The organism is Teredinibacter purpureus (assembly GCF_014217335.1).
In the GTDB taxonomy this organism is placed as follows: Bacteria; Pseudomonadota; Gammaproteobacteria; order Pseudomonadales; family Cellvibrionaceae; genus Teredinibacter; species Teredinibacter purpureus.
The window spans coordinates 3514652-3536119 of sequence record NZ_CP060092.1; the positions used below are offsets into that span (position 1 = coordinate 3514652).

At 42.5% G+C, this 21468-nt stretch carries 24 protein-coding genes and 1 pseudogene; 5 read left to right on the forward strand and 20 right to left on the reverse strand.

The window, feature by feature from the left end:
* Window positions 1-27 precede the first annotated feature (27 nt).
* The 5 genes from H5647_RS15330 to H5647_RS15350 form a co-directional block, all read right to left on the reverse strand.
* On the reverse strand, window positions 28-495 hold the full coding sequence (locus tag H5647_RS15330) for a Dps family protein (protein ID WP_045861455.1): 468 nt from the start codon (window positions 493-495) through the stop codon (window positions 28-30).
* A 221-nt stretch (window positions 496-716) separates the two neighbouring features.
* The gene (locus tag H5647_RS15335; protein ID WP_045859775.1) at window positions 717-1724 is read right to left on the reverse strand and encodes a hypothetical protein; all 1008 of its coding nucleotides are present in this window, start codon (window positions 1722-1724) and stop codon (window positions 717-719) included.
* A 10-nt stretch (window positions 1725-1734) separates the two neighbouring features.
* Window positions 1735-3012 (reverse strand): MBOAT family O-acyltransferase, encoded by a 1278-nt coding sequence (locus H5647_RS15340; RefSeq protein ID WP_200911591.1) that lies wholly within the window; start codon window positions 3010-3012, stop codon window positions 1735-1737.
* Window positions 3013-3834: 822 nt separating this feature from the next.
* Entirely contained in the window at window positions 3835-4104 is a 270-nt protein-coding gene (locus H5647_RS22470) for a phytanoyl-CoA dioxygenase family protein (protein WP_082087082.1), read from the reverse strand.
* A 69-nt stretch (window positions 4105-4173) separates the two neighbouring features.
* The gene (locus tag H5647_RS15350; protein WP_045859779.1) at window positions 4174-4608 is read right to left on the reverse strand and encodes a GFA family protein; all 435 of its coding nucleotides are present in this window, start codon (window positions 4606-4608) and stop codon (window positions 4174-4176) included.
* A gap of 642 nt (window positions 4609-5250) precedes the next feature.
* Here H5647_RS15350 and H5647_RS15355 point away from each other — a divergent pair.
* Both H5647_RS15355 and H5647_RS15360 read left to right on the forward strand, forming a co-directional pair.
* Window positions 5251-7284, forward strand: a complete 2034-nt coding sequence (locus tag H5647_RS15355) for a di-heme-cytochrome C peroxidase (RefSeq protein ID WP_052692104.1) — start codon at window positions 5251-5253, stop codon at window positions 7282-7284.
* Window positions 7285-7635: 351 nt separating this feature from the next.
* Window positions 7636-8583 (forward strand): IS30 family transposase, encoded by a 948-nt coding sequence (locus H5647_RS15360; RefSeq protein ID WP_045859781.1) that lies wholly within the window; start codon window positions 7636-7638, stop codon window positions 8581-8583.
* A gap of 40 nt (window positions 8584-8623) precedes the next feature.
* Here H5647_RS15360 and H5647_RS15365 read toward each other — a convergent pair whose 3' ends face one another.
* Both H5647_RS15365 and H5647_RS15370 read right to left on the reverse strand, forming a co-directional pair.
* A complete protein-coding gene (locus H5647_RS15365; protein ID WP_045859783.1) occupies window positions 8624-8986 on the reverse strand; it encodes a hypothetical protein in 363 nt (120 codons plus the stop codon).
* Between the two features lie 84 nt (window positions 8987-9070).
* Window positions 9071-9697, reverse strand: a complete 627-nt coding sequence (locus H5647_RS15370) for a hypothetical protein (RefSeq protein WP_045859785.1) — start codon at window positions 9695-9697, stop codon at window positions 9071-9073.
* Window positions 9698-10303: 606 nt separating this feature from the next.
* Between H5647_RS15370 and H5647_RS15375 the strand changes: the two genes are divergently transcribed.
* The gene (locus H5647_RS15375; protein ID WP_045857281.1) at window positions 10304-11272 is read left to right on the forward strand and encodes a transposase; all 969 of its coding nucleotides are present in this window, start codon (window positions 10304-10306) and stop codon (window positions 11270-11272) included.
* 194 nt (window positions 11273-11466) lie between these two features.
* A pseudogene (locus H5647_RS15380) lies at window positions 11467-12366 on the forward strand (IS91 family transposase); the annotation flags it as partial.
* Window positions 12367-12599: 233 nt separating this feature from the next.
* On the opposite strand, the gene H5647_RS15385 reads toward H5647_RS15380, so the two are convergent.
* The 4 genes from H5647_RS15385 to H5647_RS15400 form a co-directional block, all read right to left on the reverse strand.
* Window positions 12600-12983, reverse strand: a complete 384-nt coding sequence (locus H5647_RS15385) for a hypothetical protein (protein WP_045859791.1) — start codon at window positions 12981-12983, stop codon at window positions 12600-12602.
* Between the two features lie 72 nt (window positions 12984-13055).
* Complete coding sequence (locus H5647_RS15390; protein ID WP_045859793.1) at window positions 13056-13577, reverse strand: M23 family metallopeptidase; 522 nt, start codon at window positions 13575-13577, stop codon at window positions 13056-13058.
* A gap of 114 nt (window positions 13578-13691) precedes the next feature.
* Window positions 13692-14045: a DUF805 domain-containing protein gene (locus H5647_RS15395; RefSeq protein WP_052692037.1), complete on the reverse strand. Its 354-nt coding sequence runs from the start codon at window positions 14043-14045 to the stop codon at window positions 13692-13694.
* A 682-nt stretch (window positions 14046-14727) separates the two neighbouring features.
* A complete protein-coding gene (locus H5647_RS15400; RefSeq protein WP_045859796.1) occupies window positions 14728-15219 on the reverse strand; it encodes a hypothetical protein in 492 nt (163 codons plus the stop codon).
* Window positions 15220-15396: 177 nt separating this feature from the next.
* Between H5647_RS15400 and H5647_RS15405 the strand changes: the two genes are divergently transcribed.
* Window positions 15397-16610, forward strand: a protein-coding gene (locus H5647_RS15405) for an IS3 family transposase (protein ID WP_236074922.1) whose coding sequence is annotated in 2 segments (ribosomal slippage) — window positions 15397-15646 and window positions 15646-16610 — 1215 coding nt in all. Because the reading frame shifts where the segments join, the coding sequence is not laid out codon by codon here.
* A gap of 18 nt (window positions 16611-16628) precedes the next feature.
* Here H5647_RS15405 and H5647_RS15410 read toward each other — a convergent pair.
* The 9 genes from H5647_RS15410 to H5647_RS15450 form a co-directional block, all read right to left on the reverse strand.
* Window positions 16629-17309, reverse strand: a complete 681-nt coding sequence (locus H5647_RS15410; protein ID WP_162926412.1) for a hypothetical protein — start codon at window positions 17307-17309, stop codon at window positions 16629-16631.
* A gap of 392 nt (window positions 17310-17701) precedes the next feature.
* Entirely contained in the window at window positions 17702-18217 is a 516-nt protein-coding gene (locus H5647_RS15415) for a RipA family octameric membrane protein (RefSeq protein ID WP_052692106.1), read from the reverse strand.
* A gap of 1 nt (window position 18218) precedes the next feature.
* On the reverse strand, window positions 18219-18602 hold the full coding sequence (locus H5647_RS15420) for a TIR domain-containing protein (protein ID WP_045859803.1): 384 nt from the start codon (window positions 18600-18602) through the stop codon (window positions 18219-18221).
* A gap of 118 nt (window positions 18603-18720) precedes the next feature.
* Entirely contained in the window at window positions 18721-19242 is a 522-nt protein-coding gene (locus H5647_RS15425) for a M23 family metallopeptidase (protein ID WP_045859793.1), read from the reverse strand.
* 87 nt (window positions 19243-19329) lie between these two features.
* Window positions 19330-19695, reverse strand: a complete 366-nt coding sequence (locus H5647_RS15430; protein WP_045856534.1) for a hypothetical protein — start codon at window positions 19693-19695, stop codon at window positions 19330-19332.
* Between the two features lie 86 nt (window positions 19696-19781).
* Entirely contained in the window at window positions 19782-20144 is a 363-nt protein-coding gene (locus H5647_RS15435; protein ID WP_052692107.1) for a hypothetical protein, read from the reverse strand.
* Window positions 20145-20234: 90 nt separating this feature from the next.
* Window positions 20235-20549, reverse strand: a complete 315-nt coding sequence (locus H5647_RS15440; protein WP_045859805.1) for a hypothetical protein — start codon at window positions 20547-20549, stop codon at window positions 20235-20237.
* 154 nt (window positions 20550-20703) lie between these two features.
* Window positions 20704-21036, reverse strand: coding sequence for a hypothetical protein (locus tag H5647_RS15445; protein WP_045859806.1), 333 nt, complete (start codon window positions 21034-21036; stop codon window positions 20704-20706).
* A 109-nt stretch (window positions 21037-21145) separates the two neighbouring features.
* The gene (locus H5647_RS15450) at window positions 21146-21442 is read right to left on the reverse strand and encodes a hypothetical protein (protein WP_045859807.1); all 297 of its coding nucleotides are present in this window, start codon (window positions 21440-21442) and stop codon (window positions 21146-21148) included.
* Between the last annotated feature and the right edge of the window lie 26 nt (window positions 21443-21468).

The window sequence follows — 21468 nt, forward strand, 5'->3', positions numbered from 1 at the left end:
TGAATGAGTGTCTCATTTCAACCCACGCTATAATGTTGCCCGCAGCATCCACGCGGTTTTTTCGTGGATACGCATACGATCCCCCACAAGCGCCGCTGTCGATTCATCTTCGGCCTGTTGCGCGACGCCTAACACCGCGCGGCAAGTTTTCACCACCTGCTCATGTCCCCCAGTTAAAATTTCGACCATTTGAGTGGCAGATGGAACCCCCTCAACCTCTTCGATCGAAGTTAAACCGGCGAACATTTTATAGGTACCAGGTGCGGCAACGTCGAGTGTACGAATACGCTCAGCGATTTCATCAACCGCCGTCGCCAACTCGGTGTAATGTTCTTCAAACATCAAATGCAGCTCTCGAAATTGAGGGCCTGTTACATTCCAGTGGAAGTTATGTGTTTGCAAATACAAGGTATAAGAATCTGCTAAAAGCTTTTTTAAGCCCTCTGCAATAGCAGTGCGGTTTTCCGAGCTAATACCGATGTCAATCTGTCCCATAATAGCGTCCTTTATAAGGTTACCTAACATTAACCGCAAATCAAAACTAACCGGAGGCTCGCATAGCGTTTTCCGCCTTTATTTGTCTGCGTTTGCATCAGTTTAACCCACTATCGCCATAGTGATAACTTATGGAAAGCTAACCGTTCGATAAATAGAAGTTATGGCCAGTTATCGCTAAGTAATCCTCAAGCCAATCTACACACCCATAGCATGACGTTTCACCGAGCAAGTACCTCGCGTGCAACCACTTCTGCAACTTCAACGGAAAACGCTTGCGCCCCAATAGCATTTAAATGCCCCAAGTCAGCCCAAAGACGAGATCGCGAATAGAGTGCATCGTTCTTGAGGTACAACACTGGCCCCATTGATTCATAAAACGCCACATCGATGGGCCTACTGTTAGACGCATAATTAGGCAAATACAAAAAGACAACCTTTGTGCCGTGGGATTTTGCTTGTGCTACCAATTGCGTTAAATTAGATCTGTTCGCGTTAAAATTAAGGTGATCTCGCCATTTATTACCACGCTGCAGCTTAAACCCATTTGCGCTATCCCACTCATTCCTTTCTTTAGTTAAAGCTGACGCCGTTCGACGATAATCACGCACCGCTCCTCCATCAGGAAAAGCCAACGCGTAATTTACATGAGGCCCCGCGTAATCTTCGGGCGAGAATTCTGCAGAAACGCCAAACAATTCAGGGAAAATTGACTGGAAAAACAAACGAGTTTGCCTAAAAGGTAAACGTATTAAATTCCCCATATAACGCATATTGACTATGAGAGGAGCTGCGACAAGATCGGTACTATCGGCAAGATAATGCGTTGCTGGGTGCTGATCCCGCTCCTCGCTTTCCCGAACCTCAATAATCATTAACTCCGGCCGACGATGTTCAAAAATCTGCTCACCAATGAGGCGATGCATATCTCGGCCAAAATGCGGAATCGCTAAATTGGCTACATGCTTAGGTGCGCCTATTCGTGCGTTAAGTTCAGTCTCAAAGACCTCACTGTCAACTGCGTTCAGCGTATGTGAAGTTCCAACAAACACAATATCGAGCGGCGTTGGATCAAAGACAATACGCTCGTATATCCAACTCGCTTTACTATAGGCCCCAATATCCAGCGCCTTATAACGTAAATATTTAGTGTGTGGCAGCGCGCAAAAGGCGACGAGTAAAATACAACATGCACTCGAGACTATCAGCCAAAATTTTAAACTTTTCATGACGCTCTCGTTAAAAATTAAAATACAAAAAGACGGTGGGTTGCGGCATAAACATCAATGACAAGCAGAGAAGCATCCCAACAAACAGCGGAAATAAGAGCGCAGAGCCCTTTAACTCGAAGCTAAGCATTGCAGGCTGCCAATTGTCTGGCGTTTTACACCCGTCATAATGAAACAGTTGGTAAATATTGGGGGCAAACAAAGCGATGCAGGCGGCCACAAAAACCAATATAAAATCTATAGGAACCCACATAAACTCGGAAGCTAATGGCCCTGTTGGTGCAACAAAGCCGAACATGCTACTTAACAACGTTAACGCCCCCGCCGTTGATTCTGCACGAAAGAAAACCCACGCAACCACGACACAAAGCATTGTAATGGCTATACCCATCACCTTAGGAAGCATCACACCAAAACGACTGCAAAACTGACTAAAGCCATGATTAACAACTAAATAGACACCATGTAAACCGCCCCAAATAATAAAATTCCAACCGGCACCGTGCCATAAACCGCCCAACAGCATCGTCAGCAACAGGTTTCTATACCGCTTAAATTTACCACTTCTATTACCGCCTAAAGCGATATAGAGGTAATCCCGCAAGAAGGTCGATAGCGTAATGTGCCAGCGGCGCCAAAACTCGACAATAGACGCTGATTTATACGGCGACATAAAATTGATAGGCAGCATTAAGCCAAACATTAACCCTAAGCCTACCGCCATATCGGAATACGCAGAGAAATCGAAGTACAATTGAAAGGTATAAGCCAAGGCCCCCATCCACGCGGTAAGCCCATCCACTGAGGCACCGGCATCCGAAAGTTTAAATACTGGGTCAGCCAATTTTGCAAGATTATCGGCAAGTACCAGTTTTTTGCTCAGGCCTACAATAAACATAACGGCACCAGCGCTAAGCTTGTTGATATCGTAGGGTTTATTGTTCAAAGCCGATATTTGCGGCATGATTTCTTTGTGGTGAACAATGGGGCCGGCAATTAACTGCGGAAAGAACGTAACGAACAAGGCGTATTCGCTAAAATTGTAATTTACGTTTCGGTCTTTGTAACAATCTACCAAATAAGCGATTTGTTGAAACGTATAGAAAGAAATACCTACGGGTAGTATTAGTTTTTCTACCCCAAAATCTGCCGAAAACAGGCTTATAGCAATCTCACTAAAGAAAAACAAGTATTTAAAATAGGCGATAATTAATAGATTAAAAACAACGCCTATTATTAGAAATAGTTTCGAGGCCAGCCCTTCGTACTGTTGTAACTTTCTCGACAAGAAAAAATTTACCAATATCGACGAAATAATAATATAACCGTCGGACCAGTTCGGCAGAAGATAAAAAACAATAGAGAAAAAAAGCAACGAAGGAACAATAAATCTATTATTATATTTATTTTTTACCGTCAAAAATATGAGCAATGTGATAGGCAAAAATGCAAACACAAACCCAAAAGTGGGGAATAACATTATGTTCCTTTTTTTAAATTTATTAATTGATCGTTAATTTAATAATAATGTCAGGCGACTCAACCGAAGCCGACCGAAACTTACCCCAAAAATAGTACGACTACAACTGTGTATAACTTTTGTTTAAGCGACACGAAGAAAGCGTGCATAATACCGTAAAATAATCACAATAGAGCTGATTTATTTTTACGTACTCAAACCTTCTAAAAGCCCTACACAGCGCTTCTTTTTGCCTACTCTCCTCAATATCAACCAATACAGCCTCTCCCAAAAACGCTGCTCAAGCTGTGATTATTAGCTTTTAAATCAATAGCTTAGAATAAACTTTAAAGGATTTTATCCAAGATTTAAAGCGTATGGTTAATCTATACTCGGTCAATGTCGCTGTTTTTCAAGCTAGATGTCGCCAATCACTGAGGCTAACCACCGCTTTCTACACGCGACTACTGCATACTTTATGCCCCTTAGCGCCGCAGCTCTGGCAGTAACATTGCAGGCAAACTGACGATAACATTTACAACTTAAAAAGGAATGCCGCCCTTGTACGCGTTTCCCCACCCAAGAGCTGAGCATAAACAATAAGCGCTAAACTCCAGGTGCAACACCTTACGGCTCGCTGGATGTGTGGCTTTACTCGATGCGTGCAATAAAAGTGGGGGCATTACCAAGCTTTGCGATGCAGGTTAGTGGCGTGTAGGCATTAACATAACGATTAATATCTGAGGAGGACAAAATGCCATGTTTATGGCTACTGGGAATTATGCTGAGACAACCCGATTCTTCATTAGAGTCATCTAAATGAATACGAAAAGCTACTCTGGCATTCAACAGACTAAGAGGCGGTTGAACATGATAAACACCTTCTTTTTCACTCCACGGCCCCCAACCTTTAAGGGCTATTTTTGACGGTACCTCGCCCCAAAGCTAGTAGGCTTTTCAAGCCTGGAGATAAAATAGGAACACTAACTATTAACGAACAAGCGTATCGAGCACTGGTTGTTTATCAACCGTTTTCATCCCCTCCGGTATCTCGTACCAGCTGAGTTTGCTACTCACCCATATATGCATTGTCGGAGAAAAAATCGCAGCGTACTCACTGGATATAGGTTTTAATTTTAATTTAATAACCCCTAAATCATCCGGGCTGTAATGATAGATTCGATTTCCACATGTCCCGCAAAATTTCGCGTAGTTTCGTTTACCGCTATCCGCCACACGTCGCCATTCCTGTAACGGACCATAAAACTCAATCGCGTTAGCCGAAACAAGAGCTGTTACGCTAAAAGGGCTGGTTGATAGTTTTTGACATTCCGTACAATGACATGCCAACACCGTGGTAGGCGCTTGATGCAATACGTAAGTTATCTGCCCACATTGACACGCGCCCTTAATGGGATAATACATTTTTCCTCTCCCCGTTACTCACAAGACAAAACCAACAATACCGCAAATAAAACCACTATTGTCGTCTTCACTCATCTAAAGAACAATGGTGCCGCGCTACCTCGCACGGTATAGGCCAAAACTCTCCGGCATCACAGGTAGACAACCCGAATGATATACATAACGCTCTACCCCTCATAACGTCTATCTCAGTCTCAAATATCTCATCTTGGCTTTTAAGATTTAAACAACGGCTTACGCGATTCTGTCACTGCTGAACGTCTGTTGGCGATCGTGCCACTTTGGCGTCAGCCTACGTATTTGAGCAAGTGTCATCATACGTGCTCTTAATAGAGGCAGAACATCCACTCGCTCTGCATTCTCTAAATAACAGCGTAACCACTAAGACGCTAGCGAAAGAAAACCCCTACAAACCCATACGGCGAAGCCAAAGCGGACACCACAACCAACTATAACTAGCATTAACTTTGGCACTCAAAAATTGATTATAAAGAATAATAAATAATTAAATCTGTTGTTTTGGAGAAAATAAAATAAACCAAGCATTGCGTTTCAAAACCAAACTGTAATCTATATAGTACCTGTGTTAATTAAAAACTCGTCGAACTCTTCATTCCTAGACCTCTAACGCAGAGCATCATAATGAGCATAACTAACCCCAACTCAAAGAATGTACTACAACGCTTTCTAAGCTCAATATGGTCAAAGCTATTTTTGACCCTATTGATCATCCTCTGTATTTACACCGCCTTCACGATCAAAAACACAATTGATGAATTGGAATACGTACTAACTCCACCCACTTTAGTGGAATACGAAGACCTTCCGGTTGAGTACATAAACCAAACAGGTTGGGGTAAAAATGACAGTGAATGGTTTTACCACGCCTCACAAGGTACGGCCACCATACCCATTCCTAGCCAGTGGTTTACCGCATTAGAAGCGCCCAAATCGAGCCCCTGGTTTCTACCATTTGGCCAAGAAAAAATGTTTCTTGAGGAATACGTATACCAACTAGGGTTTATAAAATCGCCGAACAATGTATTGCCAATTGGTATGGCCACAACGCCAAGCATGTATTTTGAAGGTGTAGACAGAGAAGAAACCGCTGTAGGCTTTACATGCGCCGCGTGCCACACTGGCCAACTCACTAAAAACGGTACGCGCTATGTGATCGATGGAGGCCCAGCCACAACCGATTTAGGCTTGTTCACAAGCTCATTAGGTGCAGCACTGGGCCAAACCATACTTTCCAGCAAACTCAATATTATGAATGGCCGTTTTGAACGCTTTAGCCAAAACGTACTTGGATCTAACAACAACGTTGTAACGCGCAACCAGTTAAAGAAAGACCTTGCTGCAACCCTAAAAAACATCGCGACCCAACAAGATGTCATCCACGTTACGGAGGGCTTTACACGCCTAGATGCCCTGAACAGAATTGGCAACCAAGTCTTTGCCAATGACGAACCCTACCATGGTAATTATCAGCCTATCGACGCCCCCGTTAACTACCCTCATATTTGGACAACATCTTGGTTTAACTGGGTGCAGTATGACGCCTCCATTATGCAGCCACTCATCAGAAACACCGGCGAAGCACTCGGCGTTGCAGCATTTGTAGAAACACAAAAAAGCGACATTCCCGCACAAGATTTAGTGCAGTTTTCATCATCCATACCGGTTGCAAACCTATACGACATAGAACGGTGGATAGCAGGAACCTATCCAGATTTCGACTCCAGCAACCCCAGAATAAACGGCCTACAGGCACCGCAATGGCCCGGCGCTTTTACTAAAATTGACGCGGAAAAAGCACAAAACGGAGCCGATCTGTATCTAGAGCTCTGCCAAACTTGCCACTTACCAACCATGGATAAGCCTGAGTTTTGGCGCGATCACTGGGCAACGATCGAATATACCCAGCACAACGAACAAAAAGAAACCGTCGAAAAATACATAGACGTAAAGATTATCCCATTACAGGTAATCGACACAGACCCCGCGCAAGCGAACGTACTAACACACCGTACGGTGAACACCAAAAACCTGGATCTAAACGTAGACGTTTGTACATGGAGCCCTAAAGAAATTCAAGCTGACGTTAATCCGCAACCACGAAACCCAAGCGAATTAACCTATGTAGATTTTAGAGACAGCAGTAATACCAGTTTTGCACTAGCACTGGGAGCCTTTGTTCAACATACCAATAACCAATGGTTCGCACAAAACTACATTAACGAACAACAGCAACCTCTATATGAAGGCCTAAGACCGAATTGCTTGCAAGCCGGTAAAGGCTATAAGGCCAGACCCCTGAATGGCATATGGGCTACAGCCCCCTACCTGCACAACGGATCAGTTGCCACCGTATACGACCTATTATCCGACGAGCGCCCAATTTTCATCGAACTAGGAGACCTCGAATTTGACGATCGACACATCGGTATTACTCAAAGCGAACATGTAAAACAACTCAATAAAAACGCTAATCACCTTCCTGTAAAACACATGGAAGACTACGACCAAGGGCGCTTTGTTCTCGATACGCGCGAACCAGGCAACTTCAATACCGGTCACTTATTTTCTGAAAGAGATGGAAACAGGAAAACGATTGGCAGAAAATTATCAGAAGAAGAGAAACTAGCGCTTATTGAATACCTCAAAACACTTTAGAAAAACAAAACGCCCCTTCAGAAAAGGGGCGTTTCCCAATACACAGTAATAGACCCTATCTATTGTTTACTCGCCTCTATAGACCAGCGTAGCGCATAAATATGCGTGCTACCGCTCCAGAGCGTCTTCCCGCTCACACTCATATTCACTAAATGGCTTACTCGCGTTTTTCATACACTGTTCAGCTAAGTGTTGTGACATATCTATTTGGCTATAGACATCCAGTGTGCCGTTGCTTCCTTGTTAGACATGCCGAATTCGCAAAGTAAGTGCAACACGCCTGCATCTTCCTTTATATAGGGTGAACTGGGATACTCATGGTTTTTCTCGACCGGCAAGAAGAGGAACCTCATGATCTACCACCAGCTCACCACTGATGAAAGATATACTATAGCGGCCTATTTAAAGCAACGTAAATCTCAAGCCTATATTGCACGGGCCTTAGGCCGCGATCCTTGCACGATCTCCAGAGAGTTAAAACGAAATCGTCGCCCAGACGGTAAATACTGCGCAGCGCGAGCAGTAAAACGTACCTCTCGAATACGGAGGGAGTCTCGTCGTAAATGGCAATTCAATGATACCGAGCTTCAGATGGTCATCGCCTTAATACGCCTCGATTGGAGTCCAGAACAAGTTTCCTTGTGGCTTAAGAAGTGCAATATATTATCGATCAGCCATTCGACCATTTATCGCTATATTTGGTACAACATGTTTTATTCAGGGGATCTCTATAAGCACTTACGTCAATCAAGCAAGAAACGCCGAAAAAGATATAGAAGCCCTGACTCTAGAGGCGTTTTAGCCAATAAGGCCCATATCTCTGAGCGACCTCTAGGGGCAGAAAATAAGAGCCGAATCGGTCATTTCGAAATTGATACCGTTCATGGTTCACGCGATCAACATTCAATTGTCACGTTAGTTGATCGAAAAAGTAAATACACGATCATTGGCAAAATTAGGAACCGTACGACTGACGAGTTAAATCGAAAAGTTATTCAGCTAATCAAAAAACAGGTTAATCAGGTAAAAACAATTACCGCTGATAACGGTACCGAGTTTCATCAATACAAAAAAATTGAAGACGTCACTAACTCAACATTTTACTTTGCCAACCCCTACCACTCATGGGAAAGAGGGTTAAACGAAAATACCAACGGTCTCATACGACAATATTTACCTAAAGGAGAATCAATGAAGATCATAACTCAAAAGGATTGCGATAAAATTGCAATGAAACTTAACCGACGACCTAGAAAATGTTTAAATATGGAAACACCGGAGGCAGTCTATGTTCGTTAATCACTTTCATTGCACTTCAGTTGATAACCTGGGTTTTGCGTTACTTAAAAGCCTTAGTTGCTGACAAAGCAGCGTCTTTTAATGCCTGCCACTCCGAAGTACCTATAAAATCTGAAAGCGCAGGCAGACATCGAGGCGTTTTGGCAGCCACTTTCTGAACCGTGACATTAAATACCTGCAACGCTAAATATTCTTCATTTGTATAAGCTTTCTTATGCCATTCATGACCAAGTGGTAGCTCATAACAATCTTCCCATTGGTTAAATAACTCATCTGGAACATTAACAATTGGCACTTTTTCCTGGTAGTCCCTCTGCTCATACTCAGAAGAAAACAGCTCAAGCAACTCCATCGCCTCCACCCTATTATTTTTTTGAAGATCACTTAATTGTTCGATATCCATTTTAAACCTAACGCCAATGTAATATGCCGAGTGAAGCGAAGCGTAACGAGGTCATATTGACATTTTTGTTAGGCAATTTACCACTTAAGCCGTAAGGCATTGCAAAACCCCACTTTCTCTATTTGGCATAAATTTAAAGTTAACTATCTTTCGTTCATTGCCATCTGCTCTAATTACCTCGACATCTAATGTAACTATCAATACCGATCCATTATCTGGACCTAATCTAATGTTATCGTCCGACCACAGACTGGCTCTGCGAGATTTTTTTACAGCTGGAGAGGGATTATGATACTTAATAGGATCTAGAGTCCTAGCAACGGGAAAATCCACTTCGCCAGTCTTTTTGGCTGCATTATCAATTGTTATTGGCTGAAAATTGTACTTTCCTCCTTGGCTATCCGTAACTTTTACAGAATGAAATACGATAGATTTATTTTCGATTGTATTCTCTGTAGCCGTAATAATTATTCTGTAAGGGGAGCTGCCACTATTTGTGGTTTCATTGTGCGCCTTAACAAAAATATTCATAAAGACGCCGTCAACATAGAGCCCACTAAACTGTTCTACATCAGGCATGTTCCACGGTGAAGGGTAGCCGTCAAATTCAAAGGTCGTTTCATAGTTCCAAGCGCTCCATGGTATTGGAGCACAACAGCCTGAAATACCCACAATCAAAAAGACCAAAAATACACTAAGGTATTTATTCATATGATTTTTGCCTAACGCCTAAAGCAGCGGCGCGCGTTAGCGCGTCCAGCCCGCAGGGCGATGCTGCCTTTACTTGTTATGTGAAATTGGCACATTGTAACTAACGAACTCTTTTGTAATATGAATGTTTTCACACGGCTCGGTAGAGCGATAGTTTGCGAGCACGGATACTTTTGGCAAATCTGCTTCAGCTATGTAGAAGCCACCTAGAACCATATTAGATTTTACTGCTGTTGCCACGTCGGTTGCGAAGCCATTGTAGCCACCGATTTTCACGGTAACGATTTTACTGGGGACACCCGCTTTTTAATTCCACTAACCAAAACCCTATCTAGTGGCGACACACAACACAAACACTACATCGTGGGATTTTTGATGCGTGTCCCTCTTGTTCGCCGTATTCATGGATTTTTGATGCGTGTCCCTCTTGTTCGCCGTATTCATCATTTTTTCCTGCACAAGAATTCCAAGGACACCCACTTTTCAATTCCAAGAATTCCAAGGACACCCACTTTTCAATTCCAAGGACACCCACTTTTCAATTGACATCATAACCAACCAAGGCTAGCATTGGGACTGTATATTCATACAGAAACGGATTTCCTTATGACAACACCTCGCGCCCAACAAATATCGATTTCCGACACACCCTACTACCACATCATGTCACGCTGCGTACGGCGCACCTTTTTATGCGGAACCGACGACCGTACCGGCCAATGCTTTGAGCATCGCCGCCAATGGATTGAAGACCGTATTCGACTACTCGCCACCCTCTTTTCAATCGACATCTGCAGCTACGCCGTAATGAGTAACCATTACCACATCGTTGTGAAAATTGACCCAGAACCCACAAAGCGCTGGAGCTTTGACGACGTTATCCAGCGCTGGCTATGCCTACACAAAGGCCCCTTTTTAGTTCAGAAATACCAAAAAGGTGAGCTAATGGAAAAAGCTGAAATGAAGGTGCTGAGTGAAATTGTCGACGATTGGCGGCTTCGCTTAGCCAGCATTAGCGAATTTATGCAGCAACTGAATCAGGTGATTGCACGACAGGCCAATACAGAAGAAAGCTGTACGGGGCGATTCTGGGAAGGAAGGTATAAATCACAGCCTTTACTCACCGAAGAAGCCTTACTCACCGCTATGGCCTATGTGGATTTAAATCCCATTCGAGCACAAATGGCAAAAACTCCCGAAGGTTCCAAACATACAAGTATTAAAGAACGAATTAAACCCACCTTTAATCGTGAACGCGCTCTAGTGAATAATCCCGACCTTAACCCTTACTACCTGCAACGCTTTCCTATAAAGGCACTCGCCGTGTTTGAAGGGAACATTAAGCAAGGCGGCCAAGACGGCATACTGTTCGGCCATAATGATTACCTGACCTTGGTAGACACCACTGGCAGAATTCAACGCCAAGATAAACGCGGGGCTATCCCCAATACAATATTGCCGATTCTACAACGCTTAGCAATAGACCCTGACGAATGGCTGGAAAACACCGAAAAATTCGAAGCGATTTTTTATAGTCGGTTTTATTACCAAAGAAATGAACGAAATATCGCTTAACGCTCTTAAGTAACCCCTCCCAAAACAATCAAATGGACGGTTTAGGGCGCTCTACGCCTGAAAACTGGAGATTACGAAGACTTCCCCGCCAAACAGCATTTTTTAACTCCGATCATAATTAAACCGGAAAAATAAATTATTTAGCATCACTAAAAAAATAACTTTTTTAAGAGCGGGTGTCCTCGTTATTTCTCTACAGCCAAAACATTTCGCAATCATGCGGGCATAGGGCCTGTAATCAATGCCAATATGGCAGCACTCAAGACTGGCTTGAACGGCAATTACAAAAACAGCTGCCCGTAGATTACTACATGGCGACCTTTACGTTGCCAAGCGAGTTAAGAGCCCTATCAAAAGCCCATCGTAAAACGGTATACAGGCTTTTACTCGAATCGGCGACGAAGACTCTAAAGACATTCGGGCTAAATAAGCGAGGCTTTGAGGCAGAACTGGGCATGTGCGCAGTATTGCATACTCACTCACGACGTCTCGACTACCACCCTCACGTTCATATTGTCATTCCTGGTGGTGGCCTGCACCGCCGCCGAAAGGAATGGCGCAAGCTAAAAGGCAAATACCTATTTAACGGCCGAGCCCTCGCCAAGGTATTCCGAGGAGTCTTTTTAAAGGCACTCAATGATGCGGGGCTACCACCTCATAAATCACCTAAGAAATGGATTGTTCAGTGCACTAAGGTCGGACGAGGTAAAGAGGCGCTGCAATACTTATCGCGGTACTTATACCGCGGAGTAATCGCCAACACCAATATCGTTGCCGACGACGGCACCCACATTACGTTTCAATACATCGATAGCAAAACAAAGATAAGAAAAACCCGCACGCTACTGGGCGAAGATTTTTTGTATCTTTTGCTTCAACACGTATTACCCAAAAGGTTTAGGCGAGCGCGCGACTACGGTTTCTTACATGGAAACGCCAAGCGTATATTGCGCATTGTTCAGTGGATACTAAAAGTGGATATTGAGAACACCACACAGAAAGAGCCTCAAATGAAAAAGCGAATGATGTGCCCCAAGTGTCACTCAATAATGAATGTAATAGGTAGGCACTGGCTTAAACCATCCCCAAGCTAGCGCACGAATAAAGTAACAAAAAAGCCATTTAAATAGGAGAACCACTACACGATGACGCAGTGATTTTTAATCACCTACTGGGTGAGGACTCTGTTCGCCCAACAAAAATAGTGCCGACAAAAACCGGCACTATTACAAACACCTCCTATCGACTTATTTACTAATAAAGAGCTCGACCACGGGCTTGTTCAACAATGAGATATGTCGCGGCAAGCGCGACATATCCTTATTTGTTAGGCACTTGCACTGACCTCTTTGGCTATGACGAAGCCATAGAAACCAATTGCAGAGGTAATTTCCCAAACTTTAAGACCCATAGAGCTCAACTTTTCAATATACGTGGCAACATCTAATTTCCAATATTTTACACCATACATTCGATTCCACTCTGCCAGTTCTTTTTCTTTAGAAAGGATAAATTCTACCAAAGGAACCTCCTCGATATCTGTAATGATAGCGCCTTGGCAGTTAATGAAATTATAGAGCGCAACCCCCATGAAAGTAATTTGGCTATCATCTTTTTCCTCACCCGGATATTCGTAGACCAAATTAATTTCGATCTTTTCTCCTCGCTCTAAGACTTTATAGCTTTCCAAGTGAAAATCGTGGTATTTCATATTTGCCTAACGCCAACATAAAAGGCGGAGCGAAGCGACGTCCAGCCCGCAGGGCGAATTTTAATGTTTTTGTTATGCATTACCTGAACCAAAGTACTTAATTGGATCTAAATAGAATGCCTTTTTATAACCTTGAGTAGAATTATCTACTAACCAAGGCAGCGGTAGTAAACTGAATAAGGAAAAATGCAAGTGAGGCTGCTTACCCCTTGCATTGCCCGTATCACCTACCGAGCCAACCTTACTACCTGAAGCTACAAACAAACCTAGAGTTGACTCAAAGTTATCTAAGTGAGCAAAGTAGTGTAACCGCCACTTAGGGCCTAAGCCCACTACGATTTTTCCGCCTTTTTGAATTTGACCAGTATATAACACCAGCATATTAGTTGTGGCAACAACCGAGGCACCTTTTGATGCAAACACATCAACACCTTTATGCACCCCAGATGTGCCCCAAGGCTCATACCAAAAACTATCTTTGTTCCAATCGGATTTAGTTGCTCCAACTACCGGTATACTCTTCGGCTCTGGGATGACAAACCCAATAAATATAATACTTGAAACCCAAATTAAAATTTTAAATCGTTTCTTCATGATTTATGCATAACGCCGCCAGCAACTGCCGGAGTGAACTGGCTGGTTTTTTGCCGTATCTTGCAAAAAAGAAGACAGTTTACGGAGGTCAGATTGACTGGCCTTGTTAGCAATTTAAGTGTCAATGAGCATCGCTGGTTTAGGCCCATATTGGTTTGTTTTCCTTGATCCGGGAATAAAAAATAAAACCAGAGAAGTCAGAGCGCCTATACCGGGTATAAACACCAACAAACAAAACCACCCACTTTTTCCAAAATCATGAAATCGCTTAATCGCTGCCAGTGCAATAGCTAGATCCCGTATAAAGGATAGAGTGAAATAGCCTACTGGATCAGGCTCAAGTTTGTACATGCCAGGCACCATAAACCTAGCCGCAACTATAAAAATAAAGAACATTAGTAAGCAAAACAAAGCGTATTTTAGCCTACCCCACCGTTGACCTCTTTTTTCTTCTGGTGCTAATTCCACATTTATATCTCCATGATGATAGTGCTAACGCCGCCATATGCGGCAAATTTGGAGTTGTTTTTTTGTGCTAGCGTAGCGTTAAAGCACAAAACAAACAACGGAAAATTTGTCCAGCCAGCTTGCTGGCGCAGCATGATGGCCTTGTTAAATGGCGATACACCAAACAACACCAACACTGCGTTGCGGAACGCAAATGGAGCTTTGCTACCAAAGTGGCGAACAACGCTACATGAACACCCGTAAACGCTAAACCTGAAAACCCTAAGAAGAACGACCGGTAAACTTTACACCACTACCCCGCTCTGCTTTTTTCTTCATTAAAACTACCCGCTCGAAAATAACACTTTTTACGAGTTACTAAAATATGCTTGCAACCAGTAAAACTTAAAATACTAAAACAGACTTTTAGAGTGGTTTGCACGGTTTAATGCTGGTAGAGCTAAACGAACTGTTTCGTTATGAAACTAGCATTATATTTAAAACCACTACACAGCTAAAAATGTAAGTTTAAAACTGAAATCTTCACGCCGTATAAATAGTATGTTGCCGAGCTATTTAACGCAGAGTGCAGCTGCATTTTGGTTGGTGTGGAGTTTTGTGTAAAATGGCGAAGCCATACACAAAACAGAGCGCCGACCAAAATGTCAGCTGGCACGTATTGTTAGGCTTGCTTACTTTGCCTTTAATGTGACAACTCCAAGGAAGCTTCGGCTTCATTTTTAACGTAATATTCTTTCCAATTTATTTCCATTATAGATTTTACTTTTTCTATGAAAGTAGCCCATGTAGATTTATTTTTGTAGGTATAAATAGTTAACATCATAGGTAGGTTTGAAACGCTACTGTTACTCCAAATCCGTTTATCGACATTCATAAACAAGCCATTTTCAGAACAAAGCGAAGCATTAAACATTGTGAGGCCACCGTAATCACGATTATCATAAAAGAAACGCACATTACTCTCTTTTGCTATTTTCTCTAGTTGGCCTCTCAATTTTGGCCAATGTTCGACGTCCAGTTCTAACGAAATTAAGAGTTCAGGTTTCGCACCCGCTAGCTTTTCTCCAAAATCACCGCCATAACAAGACTCCACATAGCCTTCAGGAGGCGGATAATCGGGCTCACAACCTGAAATAGTAAACAAAATTAAAATGGCGGTTAAGATTCTGTACATACTTAAAGCCTAACGCCTCAAACAGCGCGCGGCGTAGCCGTCCGACTGCTTTGAATTGTTAACTGTGGTGGTACTGGCAATTAAGCTCATTCGACTTTAGCTGCGATACATGTACTGGTCTAATAGCACCGGACACTTTAATGAGAGACAATATTAGTCAACAATTAAGGTGTCATTATGAGTCAGAAGCGTACTTACAAGCAGTACCCGAAAGAGTTTAAGGAAGAGGCCGTTGCGCTTGTTCGAGAACAAGGCTATTCCGTTCCTGAGGCCGCTAAATCGTTGGGTATCGCAACCAACATGCTCTACAAATGGAAAGAAAAGGTGGAGTCTAGTGAGGCAGGTGAAGTGCTGGCCGAGGATGAGAGAGTCGAGCTTAAGCGCTTGCGCAAGGAAAACAAAGAGCTGCGCATGGAGAAAGAGATTTTAAAAAAGGCCAGTGCCTTCTTTGCGAAAGAAATGAAGTAAAGTACGATTTCATTCAGACTGAATCACCTCGCTTTCCTGTAGTTATGTTGTGTCGCGTGATGGGCGTTGGGAAAACGTCCTATTACGATTGGCTTAAGCGCCCAGGCACAGTGATAACAAGCGATACCTTGCACCTACACCGTAGGATGAAGTGGCTTTTCGAGCAGAGTCGCAATAGCCTGGGTAGTCGCGAGATGATGAAGAAATTACGCGAAGAAGGCTTTCAGATTGGTCGTTATCGGGTTCGTAACTTGATGCGCAAGCTTGGCTTAAGGGTCACTCAGCGAACCGCCTATAAAGTGACAACTAAACGCAAAACCTCGGATGCCGTAGCCGACAACTTGCTGAATCAGAATTTTAACCCAGTGGGGCCGAATCAAATTTGGGCGGGCGATGTCACTTACCTGAAGACCGGCGAAGGTTGGATGTATTTGGCGATTATTATGGATTTGTACTCGCGTCGAATTGTTGGTTGGTACATTGATAAGCGCATGACAACTAATTTAGTGAGCAAGGCCCTGATAAAGGCCTACAACCTAAGACAGCCGCCTAAAGGCTTAGTTTTTCATAGCGATAGAGGCTCACAATATACCAGTAAGCGCTATCGAAAACTTCTAGCGGCTTACGATATGCGGGCGAGTATGGGAGACGTTGGTGCCTGTTGGGATAATGCGGTTGTTGAACGCTTCTTCGGAAGCCTTAAACACGATTGGATATTTAAGATTGCGCAGCCGACAAGAGCGCACATGAAGACTGACGTGGGCAAATATATGCGCTACTACAATGTACATCGTTTTCATTCGGCGAATGAAGATTTATCGCCAATAAAATACGAAGAATCCAAGTATGTGCTGCAAAATGGAAGAGTCGGTTCTGCTCGAATAGAGCAGGTTCGACACTTCGATTCTGCAGTCAACAAGTGAAGCGCGTTAGCAGGGAATTTATAAAAAATAGGTGTCCGGTTTTACTTGACCAGAACAACAATTAGTGCGCGCTGTAAATAGAAGCTTAAACAACAGAGTTTTCCTGAAGCGCGAAGAGCCTAGTATCTCTTTTTTTAGTACAATGACATCTTTTTTCAGAATTGCTTGTTGCACACGAATAGCAGCTTCGTCGCCTTGACTTAACAGTTGATTCAATTTATTCATACCTTCCTCTGAGCACGTTATTACAAGCTTCTCAGAGGCCAATTTAGTAAGTGTTTCCAGCTCCCAAACTAAACTTTCTCCCCAGGATGACAAGTCAACTAATATCGCATCAACTTTTCCTCCAATTTCAATGATAGACTTTCTCCAAATATCGTTGTGGGTATGGACTCTCCAAATCGGACTATATAGTAACCTCGCTCTCCCGTTCTCTTTTATTTTCCCAAGTGCTAAATCTAGGGATGAATCACTATTTACTTGTAAAGTAGTTTTCCTTTCTCTTTTTTTTGAAAACAATGAATTTATTTTAATAGATAAAGGGCTAGAAATTATAATAAAAATAATAAATCTAAGTGCGGGTGAGTCTGGCAGTAAATCTATATCAAGAAATATTGCTGCTGAAAAAACAGCGGAAAAAACAAATACATAAGCAATAAAGTTGGCAAAGCCTTCTAAAGAAACATGAGGATTGGACACTAGTTTATCATCAAATAACGATATAGTTCTAAAGTATGAATTAAAGGTAGGTGCTATAATATTGTCTTTAATTGACGAATCCTTCTCATTAAATTTCCTAAGATAGAGAACAAGGTAGGCAGGCCTTGACCCATAATATAAAATCAATGCTGCCAATGGAATAATTAGAGACCAAATTATTGAAAAAAAGAAGCATAGAAAAATCGTAGAGATAACTAACACTATGGACAATAAGAACAAAAAGGCTTTCTGAAGAAAGATAAGCTGGCATACGAATTTTACTTTCCTATCTACAGTATAAATATAATTTACGACCTTAGTAGGCGGCATTGAATTCGCGACCCCTCTCATTTCAGAAGCTAATTTTCACATAAAAGATTAGTTGGAAATAATTAACCTTTTACATATGGAAAAGCACTATTGATTAGAACAAGTGAATGCAGAGCAATAAAGACCCACGGAACAAAAATTTCAATGTGAGTGAATGGGAGGTAAAGTTCGGGCTTCTCTCCACGACCGACAGCTTCCCACTCAGCATCATATGGGCTAACAGGCAAGCTCTTTTCAATTTCATGAATGACTTTAAATTTAGCACTATTCAAATCTTTGTATGAGCGAACCAGCCTGTACCACATGTATGATATTGCAATGCCTGCCAAAGAGACCAGCCAATAGTATTCTGAGGGCGTTTCTCCGCCGAAATTTAAATAGCTAATTAAAGAAACCAAGGCCGTATTAATAGTTACGAAAAATGAATTCGCGGTTTGTCTACGGTCGCTAATTTTTTCAGCTGAAGACTGGTATAGCTTATATTGTTCAAGCATGTGTGCTTGATAGGCTGTATTCTCTTCGTAGCTGCTAGCGTTGCCGCTAGCATATAGACTACGATTTATTTCTTCCGAGCCCATATTATCTAGCCCCACCAATCAGTTTTTTCAGATTGTCCCATGTCCAATCATACATTTTATCTGAGCTTTTTGACGTCGATGGAAAGGTGCATTTTTTATCTTTGTAACCTCTAAGAAGGAAGTAAGGAATACCTTCTTCTTGTGCCAGCTTAAGTTCGGCGTTTACACCAGTTGCATTATACTGGCCGCAGAGAACAACTACTTGGTCGGTTTGTTTGATCTTTGTTCTGGCTTTCTCTTTCCAGTCACCGGTCAGGTGATCTTTTATCGACCAGTCTGCGATTTCAAATGGTGTGTCACTATTCTTTGACTGTCCGATCAAAAGCTCTTTTATACCCTTATCGTTGTCGTAGTCAAAGCTTATAAATACACTAGATTTTGCCATCTTTCTTGCTCCATGCTTTCGTTTAGTTTTAGTGCGATCTTATTTAAGACAGTTAACGCCAACATAAAAGGCGGAGCGAAGCGACGTCCAGCCCGCAGGGCGAATTTTAATGTTTTTGTTATGCATTACCTGAACCAAAGTACTTAATTGGATCTAAATAGAATGCCTTTTTATAACCTTGAGTAGAATTATCTACTAACCAAGGCAGCGGTAGTAAACTGAATAAGGAAAAATGCAAGTGAGGCTGCTTACCCCTTGCATTGCCCGTATCACCTACCGAGCCAACCTTACTACCTGAAGCTACAAACAAACCTAGAGTTGACTCAAAGTTATCTAAGTGAGCAAAGTAGTGTAACCGCCACTTAGGGCCTAAGCCCACTACGATTTTTCCGCCTTTTTGAATTTGACCAGTATATAACACCAGCATATTAGTTGTGGCAACAACCGAGGCACCTTTTGATGCAAACACATCAACACCTTTATGCACCCCAGATGTGCCCCAAGGCTCATACCAAAAACTATCTTTGTTCCAATCGGATTTAGTTGCTCCAACTACCGGTATACTCTTCGGCTCTGGGATAACAAACCCAATAAATATAATACTTGAAACCCAAATTAAAATTTTAAATCGTTTCTTCATGATTTATGCATAACGCCTCAAGCAGCGGCGCGCGTTAGCGCGTCCAGCCACAAAGTGGCGTTGCTGCCTTGACTTGTTAAGTGATTTCTATTGTAGATTACAAACATTTTTTGCAACCAGTTTAATTTCAGTATGATTTTCGGGTATAGAGATAAGCTTGAAACCTGTACCTTTGAAATAGGACTTCAGTTGTTCTGACCTAACCATGAGCGTCTCCCCTTCCTCTCGGTTAGCCGCGATCCCGCTTTGAAAATAATCACCACCTGAATCACCACTACCTAGATCAATATACCGACCCTCTTTTAACTCAAAAAGGTAGTATGTACTCGAGTTTGATTTTTGTGGATACATAAGTCCTAAAATAGAATCTTTGTACTGGCAATATGAGACGAAGGCCTCGAGCGAATGAGCCTGCATAGAGAAAAATAGAAATAGTGCTATCAGTTTCTGCATATTCACTTAACGCCGGTAGCAATTGCCGGAGTGAGGTGGATTGTGTTTTTGCATCTTTTTGCAAAAACCAAGACAGCTTACGGAGGTCAATTGGCTACCCTTGTTAAGTGCTTACCCCAACCTAAACCGACAATAAAGAAAAACAAAAGTGAAAAACCTACGCTAAAATATGCCAATGATTCTACAAGATCTTGGCCCGAGTGAGAAAACACTAATGACAATACTACCAAAGGAGCGCTAATCGCGACCGCACTTAAATTAATAGGAAAAACTACTCCCAGCCCCTGAGATTTTCCATACCAAAGCCCAACAACTATGCCTGCCACAATGCCAGACAGGCACATTGCATCTTGACCTGAATAGGTGCCAACCAGCTTATACAAACCTACCGTTCCAATAGACATTAGAATCAACATTAAGAAGAAAATTATAGCTATATGCTTAATCATGGTTTTGACACTTAACGCCGCTATAAAAGGCGCGCGTTAGCGCGTCCAGTGGAGGCCGCTTTTGGGCCGGAACGATTTTTGATAGCCTTGTTAATTGGCATACTGGTAAACACCCACAGGGAAACTAAGAAAGAAGCCAAAATACAGACCAAGAATAATACCGCCATATTTGGGATGTTCCCACTCAGCCATGAGCCACCTAGCCATTAAAACAATAATTAAAACCGCTGCCGCATAAAAAAAGAAAAAAAACAATGCTAGCAACGCCAAACTTACAGCAACTACCAAGGCGGAAACTACGAGTACAGATCTCTTGCCTTCATACCTCTGTGAAAGCCAATACATGACAATCAACGAAAGAGTTATTTGAACAATGTAAAAAATGACGATTAGCACTGTGCTCATTTTTGCCTATTAACGCTGAGCTAAACGGCGCACAATGTGTAGCTGGTTTGTGCAATAATTTGCGAAGCAAATGCACAAACGAGCGTAGCATTGGGCGTCCAGTGGAGGCCGAAGGCCGGAGCGGTGTTTGAGCGTATTGTTATACGTAACCTCGCTAAATGGCTCCAACTTTTTTTAAAGTATAAAATAGCTCTTTACCATATTTAGTACAGTCTATCTTCGCAACTCTATCATCAAGCTCAGTAAACGCTCGATGAAGTGTAAATATCATATCGTTTTCTGTTTTTACCCGATGAAGCTGCTTAACAATAGATTTGATCGTACTATTAAGTTCATCTTCCAACATCGATTTAGCTGATTCATAATCTGGGTCTGATGGGTCTAAATCTGGTTCATCATCATCGTAAGTGGCCCAGGCTATTGGCTTCCACGTATGAACCACTTTCCTTACTTCCTTAAAAGCTTCTACTTCCAGTTTTGTCTTCATCTGTAGTTACGTATAACGCCGCAATTTGCGGCCGTAGTGTAGGCGCGAAGCGCCGAAACGGAGGTCCAGTGAGCGCAGCGAACGAGGCAAGATTGCCTTGTTAGGCAAGCTACTGATGGACATAAACACCGTCATTTTTAACAAACACCGGCCCGCTGGCAGTATAGCGCTGACCATTTCTCCATGCCCTTGTTGTAAACGATATCAAATTGCCGTTTTGCTTCTCAGCCACCCACTCGGATGGAAACGTTTCAATTTTTTCATATTGCTCTTTGCCCGCCAATCCCAATTTTCCGAGGTTAGCGTTTTCAATACGGCTAACATTCGTTGGAATATTATTGGCAATAACAAAACAAATTGTTTTATCTTTTGATTCACAAAAGGCTAATGCCGTTTTATCTGTCAACGCCAGCTTAAAACTGACCCACTTTT